A 21,313-nucleotide genomic window follows, 5' to 3' on the forward strand; every position below is an offset into this window, starting at 1 on the left:
CCCCATAGTGTGAGCGGCATCCCCTGCTCCACTGACACCTTATTCATCTTTGTCACACTGCTGTATGTAGTTGCATTACGTTGGAGGATTTCAGTGAAGACAACTGATATCATAGTTATTGGCGGAGGCATTACAGGTTCTGCCACAGCGCTCGGCTTAGTTAAAGAAAAAGCGGGCAAAGTTTTGATGTTCGATAGCCAGCTGCCCACGCAGCGACTGTCCCGTGCTAACTTCGGACTCACATGGTTCATGTGTAAAGGCGGCGGAAGCTCCACCTATGCACAGTGGTGCCGTAATGCTTGCAGGCAATGGCCAGAGTATGCAGCTGAGCTGGAAGATGAAACCAAAATGAATATTGAACTGGAATGGACCGGCGGAGCGCTGCATGCTTTCGGTGAAGAGCAGTTACAAGCTCACGCTGCCAGCGTAGAAAAGCTTACGGGCATCTGCGGTGAAGTAGGTCTTGATTATCCGGTATCTGTTCTCGACCGCCAACAATTTTCTGAGCTTGTACCAAAAATGCAGCTCGGCGAAGACGTGTCCGGCGCCATGTACACACCACAACAGGGACACGTTAACCCGCTCAAACTTTTGGGAGCAATGCGAAAAGCCTTCCAGCTGCGCGGCGGGGAATTTATCGGGAACCAAAATATTCTTGAGATCATTCCAAACGGCAATACCGTAACCGTAAAAACGAAAGATGAAGAATACAGTTGTAATAAGCTGGTAGTAGCAGCCGGACACGGTTGTGAACGCCTTCTCTTCCCTCTCGGCTACAAACTTAATGTTTACCCTCAGCGTGGACAGCTTCTAGTTACAGAACGTTGTGAACGTAAATTACCGTTCCCGTTACTTGCGGTACGCCAGACTCAGGACGGCACATACATGATCGGCCTGTCTACCGAAGACGTAGCTCACGATATTCGCGTTACCCCTCAGGCAATGCAGCAGCAGGCACAAAATGCTATCCGCATCTTCCCTGAACTTGCTTCTGTGAACTGGGTACGCGCATGGGGAGCAATCCGCGTAATGACTCCGGACGGTGCGCCGATTTATGACAACCTTCCGAATCATCCAAATATTTATGTCATGGCACTTCATAGTTCTGTATCGCTCAACCCAATGCACACTTCTGTAGTGGCACCTTGGATTCTTGACGGCAAAAATGCAGAAGCTCTTTCTCCTTTCAGCAATGGACGTTTCAATGTTTAAAATCGACCCTTCCCAAGCTCAACAGACCGTAACCGTTTTGCTCGATGGTAAACATAAAGCTCTTCCTGCAGGAATGAGTGTAGCAGCAGCCCTGTTAGGCGCAGGAGAAATCATCTCTCGCGTATCTCCGTCTTCCAAAAAGCCGTGCAGCCCTCACTGTCTTATGGGCGTATGCTACGAATGCCTTATGGAAATTGACGGAACAAAAAAGCAGGCATGCATGACCGAGATTGCAGAAGGAATGGTTATTAACCGTAACTTCACTGACGAGGAGGACAACTAATGAGTCATCATGACGTGGTTGTAATCGGTGCAGGGCCTGCCGGTTTATCCTGCGCGGCAACTCTTGCAGAAATGGGTCTTGATACACTGGTACTGGACGAACAGATTCACCTTGGTGGACAGATCTACCGTAATGTTGAATCCACCTCTGCCGCACAGCTTGATTTCTTTGGTGAAGACTATGCACAAGGCCGTGCTATCGTCGAACGCTTCAGAAAGAGCAACGCCAAATACAAAGGTGGAGCCACCGTATGGCAGGCAGAAGGAGACGGAACCGTTTGTTTCAGTTGTGAAGGCTCTTCACAGCAAATCACAGCAAACTATGTTGTTATTGCAACCGGTGCAATGGAACGCCCTGTTCCGTTAACTGGTTGGACACTACCGGGCGTGCTTGGTGCAGGTGCTGCCAACAATCTTGCCAAAGAAGCCGGACTTTCTCCTAAAGGAAAAGTAGTTCTGTGCGGTAGCGGTCCATTACTTCTGCTTGAAGCCTCTCTTCTCATCAAGAAAGGTGTGCAGATTGAAGCAATTCTCGACACAACGCCGCTTATTCCTTCTCTGTCAGCACTCAAACATATGCCTAGAGCATTGCTGCGAACAGATTTTCTCCTGAAAGGTCTCAAAATTCTTTGGGACATCAAAAAGTCTAAAGTTCCTTACTTGCGCGGAGTATCCGGTCTTAAAATGCTGGGTGCAGACAAAGTGGAAAAAGTTGAGTGCGTTCATAAAGGCGAAAAAGTTACTATTCCAACCGATGTCGCCCTGCTCCACTTCGGCGTTATCCCAAATACGCATATGATGCGTCAGGTCGGTTGTGAAATGCATTGGAATCCGGATCTGCGCTACTGGCATCCAGTCTGCGACAAATGGGGACGTACGAATCACGACAGAGTATTTGTAGCCGGTGACGGCAGCTATGTTTCCGGTGCGGTTGCAGCAGGTCTTAAAGGTGAACTTTCCGGTCTGGAAATTGCCTGCAGCCTTGGCATTCTTTCCACCAAATCACGCGATGAAATGGCGAAGCCGATTTCTAATAAGATCACAAAAGACAAGCATCCACGACCATTCATTGATGCCATGTACGCACCGCGCGCCGGTCAGTTTGCATTTGAAAATGACACAGTGGTATGCCGTTGTGAGAACGTGACCGTTGGAGAAATCCGAGAAGTTATCAGTCAGGGCGCGCATGATCCAAATGAAATTAAAATCATCACCCGCTCTGGCATGGGACCATGTCAGGGTAGAATGTGCGGTTCTGCAATTAACGAAATCCTTGCAAGTGAACTTGAGGCATCACCGGATGAAGTCGGCTATCTGACTATCCGCCCACCATTAAAAGGTGTTCCGCTTGGCGAAATTGCAGCTATGAAGTTCTCAGAAGCTTCAGGTCCGGCAGATTTATTTAAAAACCAAAAGTAGAGAGTGTTATGTCTGAAATTACTCGAATCACCCCTGGCGTCCGCATGAGCAAAGCAACCATTTTTAACGGTGTAGCATACCTCTGTGGACAGGTTCCTGATAACACAGACTGTGATATCCGCGATCAGGCTCGCAACATGCTTGAAAAAGTTGATGCACTGTTAAAAGAAGCCGGAAGCGATAGAAAACACGTTCTTTCAGTGATGGTATACTTACGTGACATGAAAGACTTTGCGGGTTTCAACTCAGTATGGGACGAGTGGTTTGAAGAAGGCTTTGCTCCAGCCAGAGCCTGTATTGAAGCTAGACTCGCAAGACCGGAACTCTTGTGCGAAGTATCAGTAACAGCAGCAGTCATTGCATAACTACCACCAAATGTAACGACTCCTTGTAATATAACAATCCACTTCCGCCCTACATAAAAACAGTGCGTCCGTGCCGTAAGCCACAACATGGACGCACTTTTTTATACTATTGTTTCAAAAAATCTTATGTAGAAAAGCAAAGTAAGTGAATTCTAACAAGCAGTTCTGCCATACTATACTTTATTAATAACGCAATCGCTACTCAATAGTCTTCAGTATTTTTTTCTTACAGATAAACAATAGAAGATAAACAACGCTCTATATTCCACTTCAACAATATATAAAAAAAACTCTCTTCATCCATGAGTAAACACCTCAGGACATACAACACGAAAAACGTTGTAATGTAAAACAGTTAACAAATTTTCTGCTTGAAATAATTTGTTTTTTAAACGAGGAGTAGAGCAACAAAATATAATTAGTCTCCGTATGAACGTCCAAATACGGATTTCGTTTATCCTGTAGTATCTTATACACTGTTTTACGCCCATGCCTAAAAAAATACTCTGCATTGCATGCTCAGAACAACAAATAACACTTTGTCAGTTCTCAATGGGTGTCCGTACTACTACCTTACTCAAGAGCTATTGTTTTTCTGCTAATATTCTTAAAGAACCTGTTGAAGCAGTTGCAAAGCTTGCTAGCATAATTGATCTTCGCCAATTACATTCGGCTAACTATAAACTTTCACTGCCGGATTCTGGTGTCATCTTTAGCAATTGGCATTTCCCTTTCAATTCCTCAAAAAAAATATCGCAGACTCTGTATTTTGACCTTGAACAAAGTCTCCCTTTTGCACCTAAGGACATTCTCTCTGACGCTCTCATAGGAACGCAATCACAAAAAGGACGATCTGTACTCTCAGCATCGATTCCCAAACACTATCTAGCTACACTACTTACAGCATTTCAGGAGGTTAATATTTACCCTGAACTGCTTACCGTAACCGCACTCTCTACAGCTCAGACCGTAGCACCACTATGTGAACCATCAACAACGCTTTTCATCTTTGTTGATGAAAGTCACACTCAACTAATACAGTTGACCAATAAATCTGTCTGTGCGGCTATACAAATTCCAGTAGGCATCACAAGCAATGCATTTAAAAAGCTTACACCCAACATACTTAAAAGAAAGAACGTTTCATCTCACCCTACGCCTCAAGAGCAAGAAAAGCACAAAACACTCCGTCAACAACTTACCCGTCTCGCACGACAAGCTGTTATCGCAGCATCGAATCTCTCCGAACCTATTCACCAAATCATACTTTATGGGAACATAACGAATGCAGATGAATGTGAAGTTATTTTCACACGCGAAACGGGAGTACCAGTAAGCGCTTTTCAAAATCATAAAGCGGCATCTCTTTTGCCCTCAAGCAATATTGAAAAGTGGACGACTTTTCTTCCCGCTTTAGCACTATCTAAAAACAACAACTCATTCTTCCAAAAGAAAAAACATATTTCATTCAGTAAAGACGAGTTTGCATTTTTAGGTAACAAGCCGTCATTGCAAACAAATATATTCTATCTAAGTAGCTTACTTGGAATTGCAATGCTCTCAATTGCATTACTCTTTTTCGCGCAAGGCTATCAAAAAAGCAGACAGGTTGATGCACTGAATACTGAAATATTTTCTACTCTCAAGCACACGCTGCCTGAAGTTAACGGCACATTTAATCGCATCCAATACACAAGTATTCTTAAATCACGCTTAGCCCAACTTCGAGGACAAACAAACAGTCAGGCAGCATCTGAAAGAACTGCTCTGGATACAATTCTTGCTATCCATAAAACCACACCGGGCTCTCTCAATATACAACTTGAGCACATCCTGTATTCAAAGAAAAATATTACGATTTCCGGCACTGCGGTCAGTTACGAAACCATAGAGAAATTTCACACTTGTCTTGCAGGAAACACGCTCTTCCGTTCTGTTGTAATCCAAAATGCAGCTAGTCAACAAAAGCAACAACGTATTCGTTTCGACATAAAAATCAGTATGGAGGATTAGATGCCAGCTTCCAATCATACTTTTGCCCTTGGAGGCTGCGCTATACTTCTTCTGGGAATACTTCAGTTCATATTGCTACCAGCTTGGGATTATAAAGAAGCAATGAACAATGAAGTTCATCGCAAACAAAAAGCGTTACGCAGTGTGAATTCACTATCCAGCGAATATTCCAATCTCATACAGCAACGAAAAGAGCTGTCCAAAGAAGGCAACCAACAGCAAGGTACTCTGTTCGCGCTTGTTGAAAAGATAACTCGAGACCTCACCATTAATTCCAATATCGATGCAATACGCCCGAAACGGAACAATGTTGAAAGCAATCTGATTCAAGAAATTTTAACAGTTCGTTTTAAGAGGCTTTATCAACGTAGCTTAATTAAATTTCTTTATACGCTGGAACACGACGTTGAAGGCATTACGGTGAAAGAGCTCATAATTGCCCGAACAAAAAATAACCTATTAGATGTGGATGTTACACTTTCGATGACCACATCGACTCAATAAAGGAATAACTTATGTCCTCCACTAATCAACACACTGCCCAGAAAACTACAGCGGAATCAGGATTCACACTCATAGAGTTGATGGTCGTCATTGTCATTCTTGGTACCCTTGCCTCAATAGTCGTCCCACGCTTTATGGATGAACCACATAAAGCCCGTGTTGTGAAAGCCACTATGCAAATTCAAAATTTTTCAACCGCAATAAAACGTTTCTATCTAGATAACGGGTATTACCCGAGCACAGAACAGGGACTTCAGGCATTGGTTCAAAAGCCGACTACAGGGAAAATACCCAAACGCTATCCAGCGAATGGATACATCAATATAATTCCGAAAGATCCGTGGGAAACAGACTATGTTTATATAGCTCCCGGCATACATGAAACTTTTGACATCTTATCTTTCGGTGCCGACGGCGAAGAAGGGGGAACTGATGAAAACACAGACATTCAAAGCTGGAATATTAAGTAATACCTCCTTTGGATTTTCTCTTTTTGAGCTTCTTATAGTTCTTCTCATTATCGGAACAATAGCAGGTGTTGCGATTCCCAAAATCAACACTTCCAGTCCCGAACAAGCAATAAGAACTGTTGAACGTAACATTGCAGGCACAGTTTCTGAAGCACGATCGAGAGCACTGCTCAGACAACAACCTTTGGAACTTCATTTTGGAAAACATGAAATAACTCTACAGCAACGCGGAAACATACAAGAGCTTAAGAACGTAGTTCTTCCGCAACAAGTCACTATTTCACATGTAACTGTTGACCAAATCTCACAAAGAACCCTGCTATTTTCGGCAAAAGGAATTACGCAAACAGCGTCTATAGAAATCAGCTCTCCTCCATACATACAGGTAATTTCCATTAACCCGATTCAAGGAATATCCCTTCAGAAGTAACAATAAAAATTGCTGATAAAACTAGTTATCAGCAAGTGAGAAGTATATGATCCGTCACTCTTTCTTCATAGTTATTCTCTGCATAACGCTGCTTAGCGGTTGCGCAAAGAATCACACAATTACACCGGAATCGACGCAGCACTCAGAGGCAGCAAAACGGGCATTTACTCTTCAAAAAGAAGGGAACACCCAAGAGAGCCTTGTATGGTATGCTGAAGCATTAAAGACTCAGGAGACACCTGAGCTTCGAAATGGTGTAGGTGCAGCGCTTCTGACCTCTGGATCAACTCAAGCTGCCCTTGATGAATTTAATCGAGCGTTGGCCATCACTCCCTCTTCACCGGAAATTCTTACAAACAAAGGCACTGCACTCTATCTCCTAAAAGAATATGCTGACGCTTCTGAAGCATTCACCAAAGCGCTATCTTATAATCCAAAACAGGTACAAGCTCTCAATGGAAAAGCCCTTGTAGCTTTAGAGCAGGAAGATTTCGACACCGCATTACGTTTCTTTGTTCAGGCAAGAAAGGCAGCCCCCCGCAATCTTCATCTGCTATACAATACTGCCATTGCCTTTGAGGGTGCCGGCCTTCTCGAAGATGCAGAGCAATACTTTTCAAAATATATTTCAAAAGTTCCGAGTGATGAAAAAGCATTTAACGGACGAGGCATCGTCCGATTGAAATTAAAAAAATACGCAGCTGCAGAAGCTGATTTTACACATGCTATTGCATTAGCCCCAACAGAAAGTGCCGCCTACTTCAACCGAGGCTTGCTGCACCAAAAACAGCTGCACTACAAACAAGCGGTTAAAGATTACACACGATCTATTGCTTACACAGCAAACAACGGGACAGCCTATGTTAATCGTGGTGATGCGTATTTTTTACTTGAGGAAAAAGAAAAAGGATGCCGAGATTTACAAAAGGCATGCGAGAAAGGGCTATGTGGAAAACTTGAGGCATATCAAAATGTTAATTCTTGCTTAGATTAAAACACCTGCTACCCAACGCAATAAAAGCCACTAGGTAAGGAATAAAAATGCCTTCTTTTTCATATAAAGCAGTAAACAAAGCCGGTCGGAATACTAAAGGGATTCTGGAGGCTGACAATGAAACACACGCTGTTAAAATCATCCGCCAAAAAAAACTATACCCTGTAAAAGTGCAAAAACTTGGAGACCAATCCAGGAAACAAAATGTTTTTCCTGACAGGAAAAACATAGCTTCCTCCTTTGTTTTCCAACGTGTTTCAAAAAGCACCGTTGCCAGTACTATCAAACAGCTTTCCACACTCCTTAACGCAGGACTTCCTCTAGAAACATGCTTGTCCACACTCATTGAGCAAGGCGGAAAATCGCCTATGCGCAGTGTGTTGTCACAAGTACGTGACTCTATTCGGGAGGGAGCAGGACTTGCCGCAGCATTTGCAGAATTCCCCAACATTTTTTCTCCCACATTCGTCACAATGATCAAGGCGGCAGAGACATCCGGAACGCTAGAGATAGTAATGGAACGTCTTGCTGAACATGCGGAACAACAAGTTACATTTAACAGAAAACTCCAAAGTACACTTGCGTATCCAATACTTATGCTCCTTGTAGGAGCGGGCGTTGTTACCTTCTTGCTAGTTTTTGTGGTTCCCAAGGTAACGCAAATCTTCATGGATCTAAACAGAGCTCTCCCCCTCCCTACGCAGCTTCTGTTAACGGTAAGCGACTTCCTCCATGACAACTGGCTTTACCTAGCTGCAGTAATCGCCATATCTGTTTTCAGCTTCAAATTGTTCATTACCACTTCTAAAGGCAAGCACCTTCATCATACACAAACCCTTAAGATCCCACTTACAGGTACTTTTTTACGTCTACTTATTATTGGTCGAGTTTGTCGAACCTTGGGAATGCTACTCAAAAACGGAGTTTCGCTTATTGAAGCGCTGACTATTGTCCGTAATGTGGCAGGAAATATAGTTGTTGAGCAAACTATGGATGCAATGAGCAAAGGGGTTCAAGAAGGAAAGACACTAGCAGGGATTATGCAGCATTCGTTTATATTCCCCTCAAGTGCTACCCAGATGGTCGCAGCCGGGGAAAAAAGTGGACAACTCGCCCAGATGCTACTTGTCATCGCGGATGATTGCGACGCGCAGGTTAATACAAAGCTTCAAATTCTGACGTCACTCATGGAGCCGGTTTTAATCTTACTTCTTGGAGGAATTGTAGGCTTTATAGTCATGGCCATTATTCTGCCAATCTTTGAAATAAGCAGTCTTGTGGGCTAGGTTAATCGTACTAAAAAAAATTCATCTGTTAAAAGCTCGATACTCTCATTACTTCAGCTAGAGAGGTGACGCCATCTAACACCTTTATCTGTCCGTTTTGCTTAAGAGTGTGCATCCCTTTCTCAACAGCTTTACGATGAATTTCATTTGAGTCAGCATTGCGTACAATTAGACTTTTTATGGCATCTGTTACCGGCATAATTTCATACACAGCACACCGCCCTTTATAGCCAGTTTCCATACAGTTAGAGCACCCTACAGGCCGCCATCCTTCTCCCTTTTCGTCTTTCTGAAAAGGAACTGCTTCATCAATAACGCAGTCATCAGAACTGTCGTATTGTTTCTTGCAATGCGGACACAATACACGCACCAACCGCTGGGCAACTACCGCACGTAAAACTGAAGAAAGTAAAAAAGGCTCAACGCCCATATCTACAAGACGAGTAATAGCACTGGCGGCATCATTTGTATGCAATGTTGAAAAAACCAAGTGTCCGGTAAGTGCAGATTGGATTGCAATTTCGGCTGTTTCCTTGTCACGAATTTCACCGATAAGAATCACATCCGGATCTTGCCGAACAATTGAACGAAGCCCTTTAGCAAAGGTTAATCCAGTTTTCTGATTTACCTGAATCTGCCCGACTCCTTCTAGTTGGTACTCTATAGGGTCTTCAATCGTCATAATATTCTTCTCCGAAGAATTAATATCACGAAGAGCTGCATATAGTGAGGTTGTTTTACCGCTGCCTGTCGGCCCTGTCACAAGAACAATGCCGTGGGAGCTGTGCGTTATATCCCGAACACGTTCCAGATCCACATCACCAAAACCCAATTCAGACAAATTCAATACTCGAGAATTTTTCTCAAGCAAACGCATCACAACCCGCTCGCCATATGCCGTCGGTAATGTTGAAACACGCAAATCTACTTCGCGTTCACCAAGGGTTAAAGCAATACGACCATCCTGAGGGAGGCGCTTTTCTGCAATGTTCAGCTTAGCCAGAATCTTAATTCGGGAAACAATTGCAGCGGTGAATCGCTTATCAAAGCTGTGTTTGTTATACAGAACTCCATCAAGACGAAAACGCACTCTTAAATTCTCTTGAAATGGTTCAAGATGGACATCACTGGCTCCGGCCCTTACAGCCTGCGTCAAAATCATATTTACAAGCTTAACAAGCGGAGCATTGCTTGTATCATCAAGAAGATCATTCAACGTTTCTTCAAAAGCGTCAGTTCCGAAATCCTGTGCCCCCTCCAAAACACCGCTGACATCCGTTGCTTCCTGAGAATCCCCAAAAGCACGGTTAATCACACTTAAGCATTCCTGCTCAGGAATAAACACAGAGGAATAATTTGGGATTTCCAAAAACAGCGCAAACTCACTCACTCTACACAGCGTTTCTGCACGGCAAATGCCAAAGACGACCCCATGCTCTCCGTTCAGAGGAACCATCCTATTCTCTTTTAGATAGCCAATTGTAAAACGACAGATTAATGCTGCATCAATCATTCTCTCAGGAACGGCAACAAAAGTTGGTTCCCCAAAGTAATCACTGAGGATTCCCAATAGCTGTTTTTCAGATATCAAGCCTGTATCCAATGCTGCCTGCTCAATACTCTTTTCAAGGTCAACAGCCTGTTGCTGAAGCCAACGAGCTTCCTCTTCAGACAATATCTGCTGATCAACAAAGATATGTGCGATATTCTTCATGACGATATTTACTCAACAACCGTCGCAGGAAACACATACGGCTTACTCATAATGGGTAAGCCCAAACCATCTTTTCCTACGCGTGAAACATGCACACTGTGACGTTTTTCCTGAGCAAGTTTTGCTGCTTCATCAAAGCTGTTAATAATATGTGGAGTAATAAATATGTAGAGATTGCTTTTCGCACTTGTCTTGTTCTTTTGCTTAAACAACCAGCCGAGTAAGGGGATGTCACCCAGCCCGGGGGTTTTGCTATTGTTTTTAGAACCATCCTCACTCAACAAACCGGCAATAACTGCGGTCTGCCCATCCTTCATACGGATAGTTGTTTCTACTTCCCTTTTGCGTGTTGTAGGCGCAACAAGGTTCTGCCCTTTACCCACCGCAACAAGGGAGCTAATAACACGACTTACTTCCTGCAGTACCTCAAGCTGTAAGGTCTGGTTCTGTCCAATACGCGGTGTAATCTTTAACTTTACCCCAACATCTTTGTAATCAACACTTTGCGTATTGATACTATTTGCCGTAGTTACAACCGTTTCTTTCACAAAAGGAACGTTATCTACAACGCTGACACGCGCCTCCTCGTTATCCAACGTTAGAAGCTGTGGAGTCGCCAGAATTGTATAATTATTATCTCCCTTCACTGCACTAAGAATAGATTGAATGCTGTATTTCGTTCCGCCGATTGAAAAAGCATCCTGAATAATTGCACCGAAAGAACCACCAGCAGGAAACGTAGGAAAACCGGATTTACTTGTTGTCGGTAGCGTGACAGTCCCGCCCCCTTGATTTGATGAGCCGAAAAGAAAAACTTTTCCGGCTTCCTGTCCGGCAGCCCAGTTCACACCGAATGAAAAATTAGAGTCACTGGAAGCTTCCATGATAAGAGCCTCAATAAAAACTTGCTTCCTTTCTACATCCAACTTTTCAATGGTTTCTTTCAAAACTAAAAAATCATCCGGACGAGCTGTAATTACAAGACTATTTGTTGCATTGTCCGCAACTATCTTCACTCCACGAGAAAGTATCTTTTCTTCCTTATTTTTCCCCTGATGCTCTACAAGGGTATTTACAACCTTTGCCACATCTTCAGCTTTTGCATTCTCTAGCGAAATGAAATGGATATCACCTTTTCCAGCCGGAGTAGGTATATCCAGAGTTGCCACCATTTTCTGTACTATAAGCAACGTTTCAGGATCAGCGAGAACCAAAACCACGTTTGTTCGCTCATCAGCCTGAACAAGTGCTAACGATTTTTTCCCGAATTTCGCCTGCTCACTAACTTTTGTTCTAAGCATATCATTCAGGTTGGCAGCAACACTTTTCGCATCACCATACCGCAACAAAAAACGCGAAAATTGCGGTGCATACTGCGCCTTATCAATTTCGCGAATAATTTTTTTTGCCTGTTGGATACGTGCATATGGAGCAGTAATAATCAAAGAATTTGTAGGAGGATAAACGGTCACAAGCCCGTTTTTCCCAACAAGCTTTGGTAGGATTTTTCCAAGTTCCAACGCACTGGAATGCTGCAAAGGAATAAGAAGAGTAACCAGCTCATCGCCTTCAGGACGATGTTGTTTTAAAGATTTTGACGTTGGTAAGGCAGGTACCCCTTCACTGCGCCCTACCGCCATAGGAACAATCTTATACGCTGTGCCGCTTGGAACAATCGTAAAATTATTAACCTGCAGCACAGACTCAAAAACTCTATATGCTTCCTGCGCATTAACTTTTGAAGGCGAATAAATAGTTACCCTGCCCCCGACGCGGTTATCCACAATAAAGTTTTTGCCTGTCAGTTCACTTATGAACTTAATCAACACATGGATATCAACCTTCTTAAAATCCATGCTAATGTATTCATCCTGTGACGCATATACGGAACCGGCTGCTGCAAAAAAAAACATACAGGCAACCAGTATCCCCCCGATACTCCGCCCCAACGTATTTGTTGTCATCACTTCTACTTTAATCTGAACTTCAAGGTTTGACTTCGTCCATCCCGGACCACTTTCAAGGAAATCCGTGTTTGCTCCAACACAGGAGCCAATGAAACAACATCACTAAATGACGTTACCGGAACCCCATTAACAGCGGCCAGCATGTCCCCCTCACGCAAGCCCATGGCGTGCATAAAACTCCCAGCCTGTAACGATGCTACATATAGCCCCTTACTACCATTTATCGTTTGTGGAACCAGCTCAATGTGTTGCGCCAATGCTCCCAAATTACGCAATTGTTTTTGAATCTGCCCCTTGCTGACTAAACGAACGTCACCATCTTTTAGCGCCTGTGTTTGCGCAATCTCATCAAGCACCAAACGTTCTTTCAACATCCCCCGCTGCAGAACAATCTCACGTCGTTGTATTTCGATAATTTTCCAGCCATTAACACTTTCTCCAACACCGTATAGCAACTCTTTATTGTTGTATGAAATAACAGCTCGGTTCGTTGAAACTCCTTCCCCACATACTGTACCCAACAAGTGAAAGCCTCTCTTGCTCATAGAAAGATCTTTATGGGCGTTTGCATTATTTATTGCACGTACAAGAAGTGCAGACGGAACATTTTCTACTCTCAATAAATTTCTGTTTTCAATATTTTGATAATCTTTAAAAGTACTCTTGTGGGTCTGTATCAAACTATTTTTACTATTTTGTACTGTATTTTTTAAAATTATTACTTCTTCAAAAGAAAAAAAAAAGAACGACAAGCACTAGCAATGCAATACAAAGAGAAGACTACAACTAGTAATCCCAATATAATATTACTCTTGCTTTGCAAAACGTCTGTCATCTCATTCTCTTTATATAAAAAAAAGTGTACCCACTAAAAAACAATTATGAAAAGTAATACATAGAGCAAAAACTTTACAATACAACTGAAGCATACATTTTATTCCTAAATACGGTAAGGCAAATACATTCTTTCTTAAAACAACTCAACATAACTTATTAAATCTACTAAAAAAAATTAGCCAAAGAATGTAATTCGAACTAACAGCAAACTACATCACATGCCTTGCTTCTGCTTACTCAAAAATGAAAAAACTACATCGTTTAAAAATTAAACCCCACACTTCTGCATCCCAAAATGAGGGGTTTACACTTATAGAAGTCCTTATCAGTCTTGTACTACTCTCTATCGCTATAACGGCGACAATAACTTTTACTGAACAGAATCAAGACAATCTTACACAAATCAATTCACAAGATACTGCAACAATACTAGCTCAAAAAAAAATGTTTGAATTAGAACAAGCCGGATTAACCGCAGACATAAGCCGCACCGGCTCTTTTGGAAGAGAATATTCTGATTACCAATGGCAGGCTTCAGTTGATCCAGCACCTGTACCTCGCACCTACATACTAACCCTAAAAATTATTCGCATTAGTAATACAAAAAATTATGCCACGTTAGAGAAGGTATTCTATGAATAAATCACTCTCTAACACACCGCCTACTATACAATCCTGTTCTGGCTTTACGCTAATTGAACTTCTTATTGCCCTTTCGCTACTAGCGATTATAACCACAACACTTTTTATTCTTTTTACCAGTGTGCTGAATACCACTAGCCATGCAAGAAAGCATATGGGCACAAACCAAACCGCAAGAGCTATTTTTGCTATTATGCAAGACGACATGCGCTATATGCTTCCAACAACAGCAACGGCGTTCTATGAATTTTCGACAACACCTAAGCAAAATTTCCCCGCAGAAAAATATCTGGTAAGCTTTGCAACAACAAACTCTCTTACATACTCAACACATACTCCAAAACGCTCTCAACAGTATGTCCACTACACAGTTAAAAAACAGCAAGATAAATACAGCCTAATTCGCTATGAACGCCCTTCTCCAACAGTTCAAGGCGATTTCCCACCAGTTCGATATGTATTGGCAGACAATCTGACAACTTGTTCCTTTGAATATTACGACAACAATTACAATATATTTCAGCATGATTGGAATCAGAAAAAGCTCCCAGCGGCTATTCGCATCTCCCTCTCCCTTGGCACAGAAGCCGAACCGTCACAGTATCAATTGATTATTCCCCTTCCCCAAAAGGAAGAACTCTAATGCCCACCAGCAACTCGACATATAAGAACCAACAAGGTGCTGTTGTAATTCTAATATTACTTATTCTCACTGCATTATCCTGTCTTGCTATAGAGTTATCCAAAGAAACACTCGTGGATCATGCAAGTTCTACGGTTCTCACATCGACAATACGTGGAAACTCTTTGTGTGATTCAGGAAGATTGTTAGCAAAGCATATTTTGCTTGAAGATCTGAGTAAAACAACATCAGACCACCCATTCGAGACGTGGGGAAACTTTGATAAGACACTTAGAGATACTTCTCATAAGTTTACGACGGGAGTACTTACAGGACGCATTGAAGACGAAAACGGAAGATTTCCAATCAATAACATTGCACTTTATAACCGAAACAAACAGCAAGCTATCGCATACCAAAACGTATTCTTACGATTACTAACACAACAGTGTGAAAAACTGAATATAACCTCCGGCACGCCGGAAGATTTATTGCTGTCTATTCGAATTTGGCAGGGAGAGGAGCTCACACGTTCCAAAGAAGATGATGCATGGTACAAAGCTCAGCAGCCTCCATACATCCGTCCCAAACGACCTTTTGCATCACCTGATGAATTCTTATTGCTCCGTTGGCCAAACGCTACCAAAAAGGATCTTGAAAAACTATTCTACGGCACATCAAGCTGTAAGGGCTTACGCGAAATAACTACTATTTGGGGAGCTGGTCCAGTCAACATTAACACCACAGTTGAGGATATTTATGCAGCACTTCCAGAGACACAAAACCATACAGCCGAGTTTGCGAACGGAATGATGAGGTATCAAACCGACCCATCAAATAGCTTTGAAAATGATTGGTATCTCTTGGTAGCACAACAATGTGGTATTAAGAATAACAGTCTGCCAATCAATATTCTCGGACACAACTCAAACACCTTTCGTGTTACTCTCACCGCCAACACAGGTGCTGGTAGAAGAGGTGAAACTGTCATCGTGCGACGAACAAAAAAAGGCGTTATTGTTCTTGCTGCATATGGTAATTCATAACTCAAAGCGCATACCCGTTACTTTCCCAACACTCTATCCGGAGCGGCAAGATACGCGCTCTTATTTAGGAAAACATACACCTCTTCAGGATAAAGAATTCCATAGATATAATTCTGTTCTTCTGTAGGAATAATCGTGGGCTCAAAAGCCCTTGCCGCAATAAGCCGACAACGCCCTTCGCTAAGCATCTTGTTTAAAGCAAAACTATCCTGTTTGTTCATCAGCCTGAGACATAACGAAAAATCTTCATGTGTATAAGCAGCAACAATTCTTGTGACTGGCACCTGTTGCTCAGCCAATTCATCCCAATGACTGCAAGCTGCAAGCAGTAATAATAATCCCATCACTAAATAGCGCATAAATCCTCCTACCATCCACAGTAACACAATAAGATTTACTCATTCTTATTTATTCTCTCCTACCTATCCCCTCGCAAAAACCGCAATCAAAAGCTCTCCCGTACATGGAACAAATACTGGCAGCCCACTTTCGGACTGATAAAATATATCAATCGACTGCAAAACGTTTTCTCGAAACAAAAGCAAACGTCGTTATATTTGGCAATGTAACGCTATAATTTTCTTAAAGAGTCATCATTTTGGTGACTCCTTTTTTTACTCCAACACTCCGTTGAACACAGGAAAAGCAAACAGCTTTCTGTCCATTTCATTTCCTTAACCACAAGATTATTCTCTCAACAATCATTCAAGCCTGCAAAAACAGGCTTCATTAATCGTATATTATTTCATATTTTCGGAGAGATAGTTTAAACAAAAATAGTGCTTCCTACTCCGACAGTAATTGTCTACCGTTATATATATCACTATTCAAAACTTGAATAACACATAGGCAAAGCACTCTTGAGGGGAGGAGATGAATGCATAAAGCGCTATATCTATTAACAGTATGTCTGTTATATGCATGCACTCTACTGCCTTTGCCTGCGAATGCTGTTTCGCCAAAAGCTACTGTTCTTGTGCTTAATTCGTACCACATGGGATATGTGTGGGGAGAATCAGTCTTACAGGGGATACGCAGTAAGCTCGATCAAGCTTCAATTCCTTTAAAAGTTCATTACGAGTTTATGGACACAAAACAGCACAGCACATCTGATGTATTCCCGATTCTCGAAAAATTATATTCAACCAAATACAAAAACACGAAATTTGACGCGATCATTGCATCTGACAACAATGCGCTCGATTTTCTTGTAAAATACAGGGATAGACTATTCCCGGGGGCTCCAGTGGCATTCTGCGGGGTTACTCGCTTTACTCCAAGTATGCTGCATGAAAAAAAAGGTTTTACGGGAGTTGCAGAAGAGGCTGACATAGAAAAAACCATAGAACTTATTCTGACTCTTTTTCCAAAAACACGATATCTGGCACTAGTAAGCGGCGGTGTTACAACATCCAGTAAAAACAACCTTGCACACGCCAAAGAGCTTGCTCCGCAATTCTCCGACCGCCTTTCATTTATCGAACTGACAAAGCTTAACCCGAAAGAATTAAGAACAGAGCTAAAACAACTCCCGAAACGAACAGCAGTGCTCTATCTGTCTTACTATCGAACTCCTGACGGCACAGTATTAAGTGTTCCAGAAAGCACCTCTCTTGTTGCAACCGCAAGTAACCGACCAGTGTTCTCCCCTTGGCGTTACACACTTGGAAACGGCGTGCTCGGTGGCAAAATGGTGAGCGGTATTCAGCAAGGTCAAGATGCCGCACAATTAGCTCTTGATATTTTACATGGTGTTCCAGTTGCAGATCTTCCTGTCATACGCAGCCAGCAAAACGAATATATCTTCGACTACCGACAACTTAAAAAATTTAAAATCCCTCAAGACGTACTCCCACACAGCGCGCAGATTCTTTTCGAACCACAAACTCTTTTCTATAAATATAAGACGCTCATCCTTATCGCCATCGGCTGTTTCCTCTGGCTTTCTATTACAATTCTTGTCCTTCTTAAAATGCTCAGAGAAAAAAACCAAACAACGAAACTCCTCAAACGAGAGGAAGAACGTCTTGAATCTTTGCTTGAATTAAACGGGCAGGAAAAAAGCTCATCAGAAGATCTCGTTCTTTTCGGTCTCGATAAAGTTCGCAACCTGCTTAATGCCAATACTGCTGTGTACCTGACCATCACGCCTGCTGAAAAAGTCGATAAATACTGCATCAGTAACGATCAAGAAACAGTTTGGCACGCCCTGCCTGAACCACTTCGAATCAAAGACCTTGTCTCCCCTTGGGAAGAGCTTATAAAACGGAAAAAAACTGCCAGACTTCAAGCTGAAAATGCCCGCAGCCCTGTTGTTTGGCCTTTAGGCATGAACAAATTTACTAACAGCATTGCGCTGCCAATTTGGGAGCGAAATCAACTGCGCGCACTCATCATCCTTGGAGATGATACCGCCACCTTCTCAAAATCTGACGAACGCCAGCTGCGATTGATGATGCAAGGAGTGATCAACCTTATTCACAAACGTAAGGCTCGGGAAAGAGAGGCTCAGCTAGCTTCCGAGCTGCGCCATTCACAAAAGATGGAAGCACTGGGGACTGTTGCCGGTGGTATTGCCCATGACTTTAACAACATCATTGGTGCCATCAGCTCATGCTGCGAATTAGCTCTTGATGATGTTCCACTAAACAATCCTGCCCATGAAGATATTAAACAGGCATTAAAGGCAGCGTACCGCGGTAAACAGATTATCGGACAAATCCGCAGGTTCAGCAGCCGCTCAGAAGTAGCAACAGAGCTCATTTCGCTTCCGGCACTTACAGAAGAATGCATTCAGCTCTTACAAACACTTCTTCCATCAACTATAGAAATCAAATTTTCTTCAAAAACTGAACATGGGGGAATGCTCCTTGCTGACGCAGGCGAACTTCATCAAGTCATTATGAACCTATGTTTAAATGCAGATCATGCTATGTTCGGCATGCAAGGACTTCTTTCTATTGCCATCACAGAGGTTGATGTCACAAAAGATAATGAAAACGTCCCGCACGAGTTACAGCATGGCAAATATCTCTGCCTGTCCGTCTCCGATACCGGAATTGGTATCCCCGAGAAATTGCTTTCTCGTATTTTTGATCCGTTTTTCACAACAAAAAAGGACAAAGGAGGCACTGGACTAGGTCTTTCAACAGTGCATGGGATCATAAAAAAATATGGCGGGACAATCACCGTTAAAAGTAAAGCCGACATGGGAACCACTTTCTATGTCTATTTACCTGAAATAACATCTGATGTCTGCGCGTGGGCACCGGAAACAGAACTGGCGACAACACAAGGAACAGAACATTTACTCGTTGTGGATGACGATGAAGAAATGCTTTACTCTGTTCATAAGTTTCTCATGCGGCAGGGTTACACTGTCACGGCTCTGCAAAGCAGCGGTGAAGCGTTAAAACTCATCCAAGCCTCGCCCGATAATTTTGACCTGATACTTGCTGACCAGATTATGCCGGAACTAACAGGGTTAGAGCTTGCACGTACGGTTTCTTCTATTGCACCAAATTTGCAGGTTATTATTTACAGTGGTTTTGAAGGAAGTGATGCAGAACTGTTCATGCGTGAATCTGCTGAAATCGGCATAGCCGCCTTCTTAGCAAAACCGTTCAGAAATTCTGACCTCGGAAACTTGATACGCAACGTATTAGACTCTCAATAGGATGGCAGTTATGGCGTCAGTTCTTATTATCGATGATGATCCATCAATAAGCTACACTCTTTCCCGCGCGGCTCAACGACAAGGACATACTACCAGTTTCGCCCGCACCCTTCAGGAAGGAAAACACAAAGCAGCTGAAGAAGACTTTGCGGTTGTTTTTCTTGATGTACGCCTTCCAGACGGCGATGGGCTGTCCTTATTACCTATACTCAAAGGGCAAACACCATCACCGGAAGTCATAATTATTACCGGTGCGGGGGAGCCAGAGGACGCAGCAACGGCAATTGCAAACGGCGCTTGGGAATACATTCAAAAAAGCGATTCAATTCACCAAATTGCTGTCACACTTGAACGTGCCTTGCGCTACCATCAAGAACGCCTGTCTTCATCACCGCAAAGCTCCGCACTTCCCTTGCAGCGAGAGAACATCGTTGGCGAAAGTCCGGCCTTACGCCGCGCACTTTCCACTGTAGAACAATATGCAGCAAGTGATGTGAATGCTCTTATCACCGGGGAAACCGGAGTGGGTAAAGAAATGTTCGCCCGTGCCATTCATGAGAACAGCAATCGTCGCCATAATCCTTTTGTTGTCGTTGATTGCGCTGCTCTTCCTGATTCTCTGGCAGAAGGAATTCTATACGGTTATACGAAAGGATCATTTACCGGTGCGGCTCGTGAAAGTACGGGGCTGGTTATGCAGGCGGATAACGGAACGCTCTTTCTGGATGAAGTCGGTGAACTTTCTTTGGAAGTACAAAAAAAATTCCTGCGAATCCTTCAAGAGCATACGGTGCGACCTATCGGAAGCACTAAAGAGCTGCATAGTAACTTTAGACTGATAGCGGCAACCAATAGAAGTCTAGAAACAATGGTTGAACAAGGGACGTTTAGAAGCGACCTTCTTTTCAGAATTAAAGCGCTTCACCTCCCCCTCCCTTCCCTCATGGAAAGAAAAGAAGACATCCATCTTCTTGTTGAAAAATTTATTGAACTTCTATGTCGGCAATACAACATTCCCCCAAAAAAAGTTGATCCAGAGCTGCTTGAGGTGCTCGAATCATATAACTGGCCGGGCAACGTCAGGGAACTTCGACACGCAATCGACCATGCGATTTCAGCAGCTCGTAACGAGCCGCTTCTCTTTTCACAGCACATTCCCCAAATGATACGTATCTCGGTAGCAAAACAGCGGGTAGCAGAAACTCCTGCACGCCTCTCCCCTTTACCGGAAACCAAGGAAGAACTCCCATCACTGCAAGAATTCCGGACTGAAGGATACAGGCGTCTTGAGGAACAGTACTTGAAAGACCTCATGCGCCTGACGGGCTGGGTAATTAAGGATGCCTGCGCAATCTCACAGCTATCGCGTTCAAGACTCTACGCTCTTTTAAAAGAACATGGTGTCCTGCAAAACAAGACTTTAAATCAATAACCGTTTCACCGATTCTCAAAAAGCACCTAAAAATCTTCTTTTACAAACAAAAAGTTAAATAAAAAAGAGTCCACTTTTTCAGGACTCTTTTTTCTTGTTCTCATTTTGACCACAAAAAAAGAGAGTTTTGGGCAGAAAATTTCTTTCCCACAATTGTTTGTTCAATCACTTCAATTGAATAAGCCGATCAATCTATCCTGTATAACAAGACTCACTAGCATCTTCCGAATCCCTTCCAAAACACCCATCACCACATAACATGCTGTTTATTATTGAATAAATCATAAAAAAACATGTGGCATGCATTCTGCTTTTTACAGTGTGCAGCAAGATGAAAAAGGGCAGAGCACATTGCAGGTGGTTGCTGCGGCTGTGTTCTTCCCCTTTTTTACATGCAACACA

The 21,313-nt window shown here is 42.9% G+C and carries 20 protein-coding genes; 15 read left to right on the forward strand and 5 right to left on the reverse strand.

Features of this window, described 5'->3' with window-relative positions:
• Positions 1-93 precede the first annotated feature (93 nt).
• The 10 genes from QZY95_RS06080 to QZY95_RS06125 all read left to right on the forward strand — a co-directional run bounded on the left by QZY95_RS06080 (position 94) and on the right by QZY95_RS06125 (position 8,975).
• On the forward strand, positions 94-1,212 hold the full coding sequence (locus QZY95_RS06080; RefSeq protein ID WP_290920631.1) for an FAD-dependent oxidoreductase: 1,119 nt from the start codon (positions 94-96) through the stop codon (positions 1,210-1,212).
• Positions 1,205-1,495, forward strand: coding sequence for a (2Fe-2S)-binding protein (locus tag QZY95_RS06085; protein WP_290920633.1), 291 nt, complete (start codon positions 1,205-1,207; stop codon positions 1,493-1,495). The genes QZY95_RS06080 and QZY95_RS06085 overlap by 8 nt, the downstream gene beginning before the upstream one ends.
• On the forward strand, positions 1,495-2,913 hold the full coding sequence (locus tag QZY95_RS06090) for an FAD-dependent oxidoreductase (RefSeq protein ID WP_290920636.1): 1,419 nt from the start codon (positions 1,495-1,497) through the stop codon (positions 2,911-2,913). The genes QZY95_RS06085 and QZY95_RS06090 overlap by 1 nt, the downstream gene beginning before the upstream one ends.
• Positions 2,914-2,921: 8 nt before the next feature.
• Positions 2,922-3,278 (forward strand): RidA family protein, encoded by a 357-nt coding sequence (locus QZY95_RS06095; RefSeq protein ID WP_290920639.1) that lies wholly within the window; start codon positions 2,922-2,924, stop codon positions 3,276-3,278.
• A gap of 552 nt (positions 3,279-3,830) precedes the next feature.
• Positions 3,831-5,291: a PilN domain-containing protein gene (locus tag QZY95_RS06100; RefSeq protein ID WP_290920642.1), complete on the forward strand. Its 1,461-nt coding sequence runs from the start codon at positions 3,831-3,833 to the stop codon at positions 5,289-5,291.
• Entirely contained in the window at positions 5,292-5,795 is a 504-nt protein-coding gene (locus QZY95_RS06105; protein WP_290920644.1) for a type II secretion system protein GspM, read from the forward strand.
• 11 nt (positions 5,796-5,806) lie between these two features.
• Positions 5,807-6,265, forward strand: a complete 459-nt coding sequence (gspG, locus tag QZY95_RS06110; protein WP_290920647.1) for a type II secretion system major pseudopilin GspG — start codon at positions 5,807-5,809, stop codon at positions 6,263-6,265.
• Positions 6,228-6,695, forward strand: coding sequence for a prepilin-type N-terminal cleavage/methylation domain-containing protein (locus QZY95_RS06115; protein WP_290920650.1), 468 nt, complete (start codon positions 6,228-6,230; stop codon positions 6,693-6,695). Before gspG ends, QZY95_RS06115 begins: the two co-directional genes overlap by 38 nt.
• A 46-nt stretch (positions 6,696-6,741) precedes the next feature.
• On the forward strand, positions 6,742-7,689 hold the full coding sequence (locus QZY95_RS06120) for a tetratricopeptide repeat protein (protein ID WP_290920652.1): 948 nt from the start codon (positions 6,742-6,744) through the stop codon (positions 7,687-7,689).
• A gap of 47 nt (positions 7,690-7,736) precedes the next feature.
• Positions 7,737-8,975: a type II secretion system F family protein gene (locus QZY95_RS06125; protein ID WP_290920656.1), complete on the forward strand. Its 1,239-nt coding sequence runs from the start codon at positions 7,737-7,739 to the stop codon at positions 8,973-8,975.
• Positions 8,976-9,003: 28 nt separating this feature from the next.
• Here QZY95_RS06125 and gspE read toward each other — a convergent pair whose 3' ends face one another.
• The 3 genes from gspE to QZY95_RS06140 are packed head-to-tail and all read right to left on the reverse strand — an operon-like array spanning position 9,004 to position 13,408.
• Entirely contained in the window at positions 9,004-10,689 is a 1,686-nt protein-coding gene (gene gspE / locus QZY95_RS06130; protein WP_290920659.1) for a type II secretion system ATPase GspE, read from the reverse strand.
• An 8-nt stretch (positions 10,690-10,697) separates the two neighbouring features.
• The gene (gene gspD / locus QZY95_RS06135; RefSeq protein ID WP_290920662.1) at positions 10,698-12,653 is read right to left on the reverse strand and encodes a type II secretion system secretin GspD; all 1,956 of its coding nucleotides are present in this window, start codon (positions 12,651-12,653) and stop codon (positions 10,698-10,700) included.
• A gap of 5 nt (positions 12,654-12,658) precedes the next feature.
• A complete protein-coding gene (locus QZY95_RS06140) occupies positions 12,659-13,408 on the reverse strand; it encodes a PDZ domain-containing protein (protein ID WP_290920667.1) in 750 nt (249 codons plus the stop codon).
• 328 nt (positions 13,409-13,736) lie between these two features.
• On the opposite strand from QZY95_RS06140, the gene QZY95_RS06145 reads away from it, so the two are divergent.
• From QZY95_RS06145 to QZY95_RS06155, 3 genes are read left to right on the forward strand one after another with little or no spacing between them, the layout of a single operon-like run.
• Complete coding sequence (locus QZY95_RS06145) at positions 13,737-14,135, forward strand: prepilin-type N-terminal cleavage/methylation domain-containing protein (RefSeq protein ID WP_290920670.1); 399 nt, start codon at positions 13,737-13,739, stop codon at positions 14,133-14,135.
• A complete protein-coding gene (locus QZY95_RS06150; RefSeq protein WP_290920673.1) occupies positions 14,128-14,778 on the forward strand; it encodes a type II secretion system protein GspJ in 651 nt (216 codons plus the stop codon). The genes QZY95_RS06145 and QZY95_RS06150 overlap by 8 nt, the downstream gene beginning before the upstream one ends.
• Complete coding sequence (locus QZY95_RS06155) at positions 14,778-15,803, forward strand: type II secretion system protein GspK (RefSeq protein WP_290920676.1); 1,026 nt, start codon at positions 14,778-14,780, stop codon at positions 15,801-15,803. Before QZY95_RS06150 ends, QZY95_RS06155 begins: the two co-directional genes overlap by 1 nt.
• Positions 15,804-15,820: 17 nt before the next feature.
• On the opposite strand, the gene QZY95_RS06160 is transcribed toward QZY95_RS06155, so the two are convergent.
• A complete protein-coding gene (locus QZY95_RS06160) occupies positions 15,821-16,162 on the reverse strand; it encodes a hypothetical protein (protein ID WP_290920679.1) in 342 nt (113 codons plus the stop codon).
• A gap of 518 nt (positions 16,163-16,680) precedes the next feature.
• Here QZY95_RS06160 and QZY95_RS06165 point away from each other — a divergent pair.
• Positions 16,681-19,479 (forward strand): ABC transporter substrate binding protein, encoded by a 2,799-nt coding sequence (locus QZY95_RS06165; protein ID WP_290920682.1) that lies wholly within the window; start codon positions 16,681-16,683, stop codon positions 19,477-19,479.
• Between the two features lie 10 nt (positions 19,480-19,489).
• Positions 19,490-20,911, forward strand: a complete 1,422-nt coding sequence (locus tag QZY95_RS06170) for a sigma-54 dependent transcriptional regulator (protein WP_290920685.1) — start codon at positions 19,490-19,492, stop codon at positions 20,909-20,911.
• Between the two features lie 192 nt (positions 20,912-21,103).
• Here the strand turns inward: QZY95_RS06170 and QZY95_RS06175 are convergent.
• The coding region (locus tag QZY95_RS06175) for a hypothetical protein (protein WP_290920688.1) at positions 21,104-21,313 on the reverse strand (210 nt) is incomplete at its 5' end.

Source organism: Halodesulfovibrio sp. (genome assembly GCF_015482765.1).
Lineage (GTDB): Bacteria > Desulfobacterota > Desulfovibrionia > Desulfovibrionales > Desulfovibrionaceae > Halodesulfovibrio.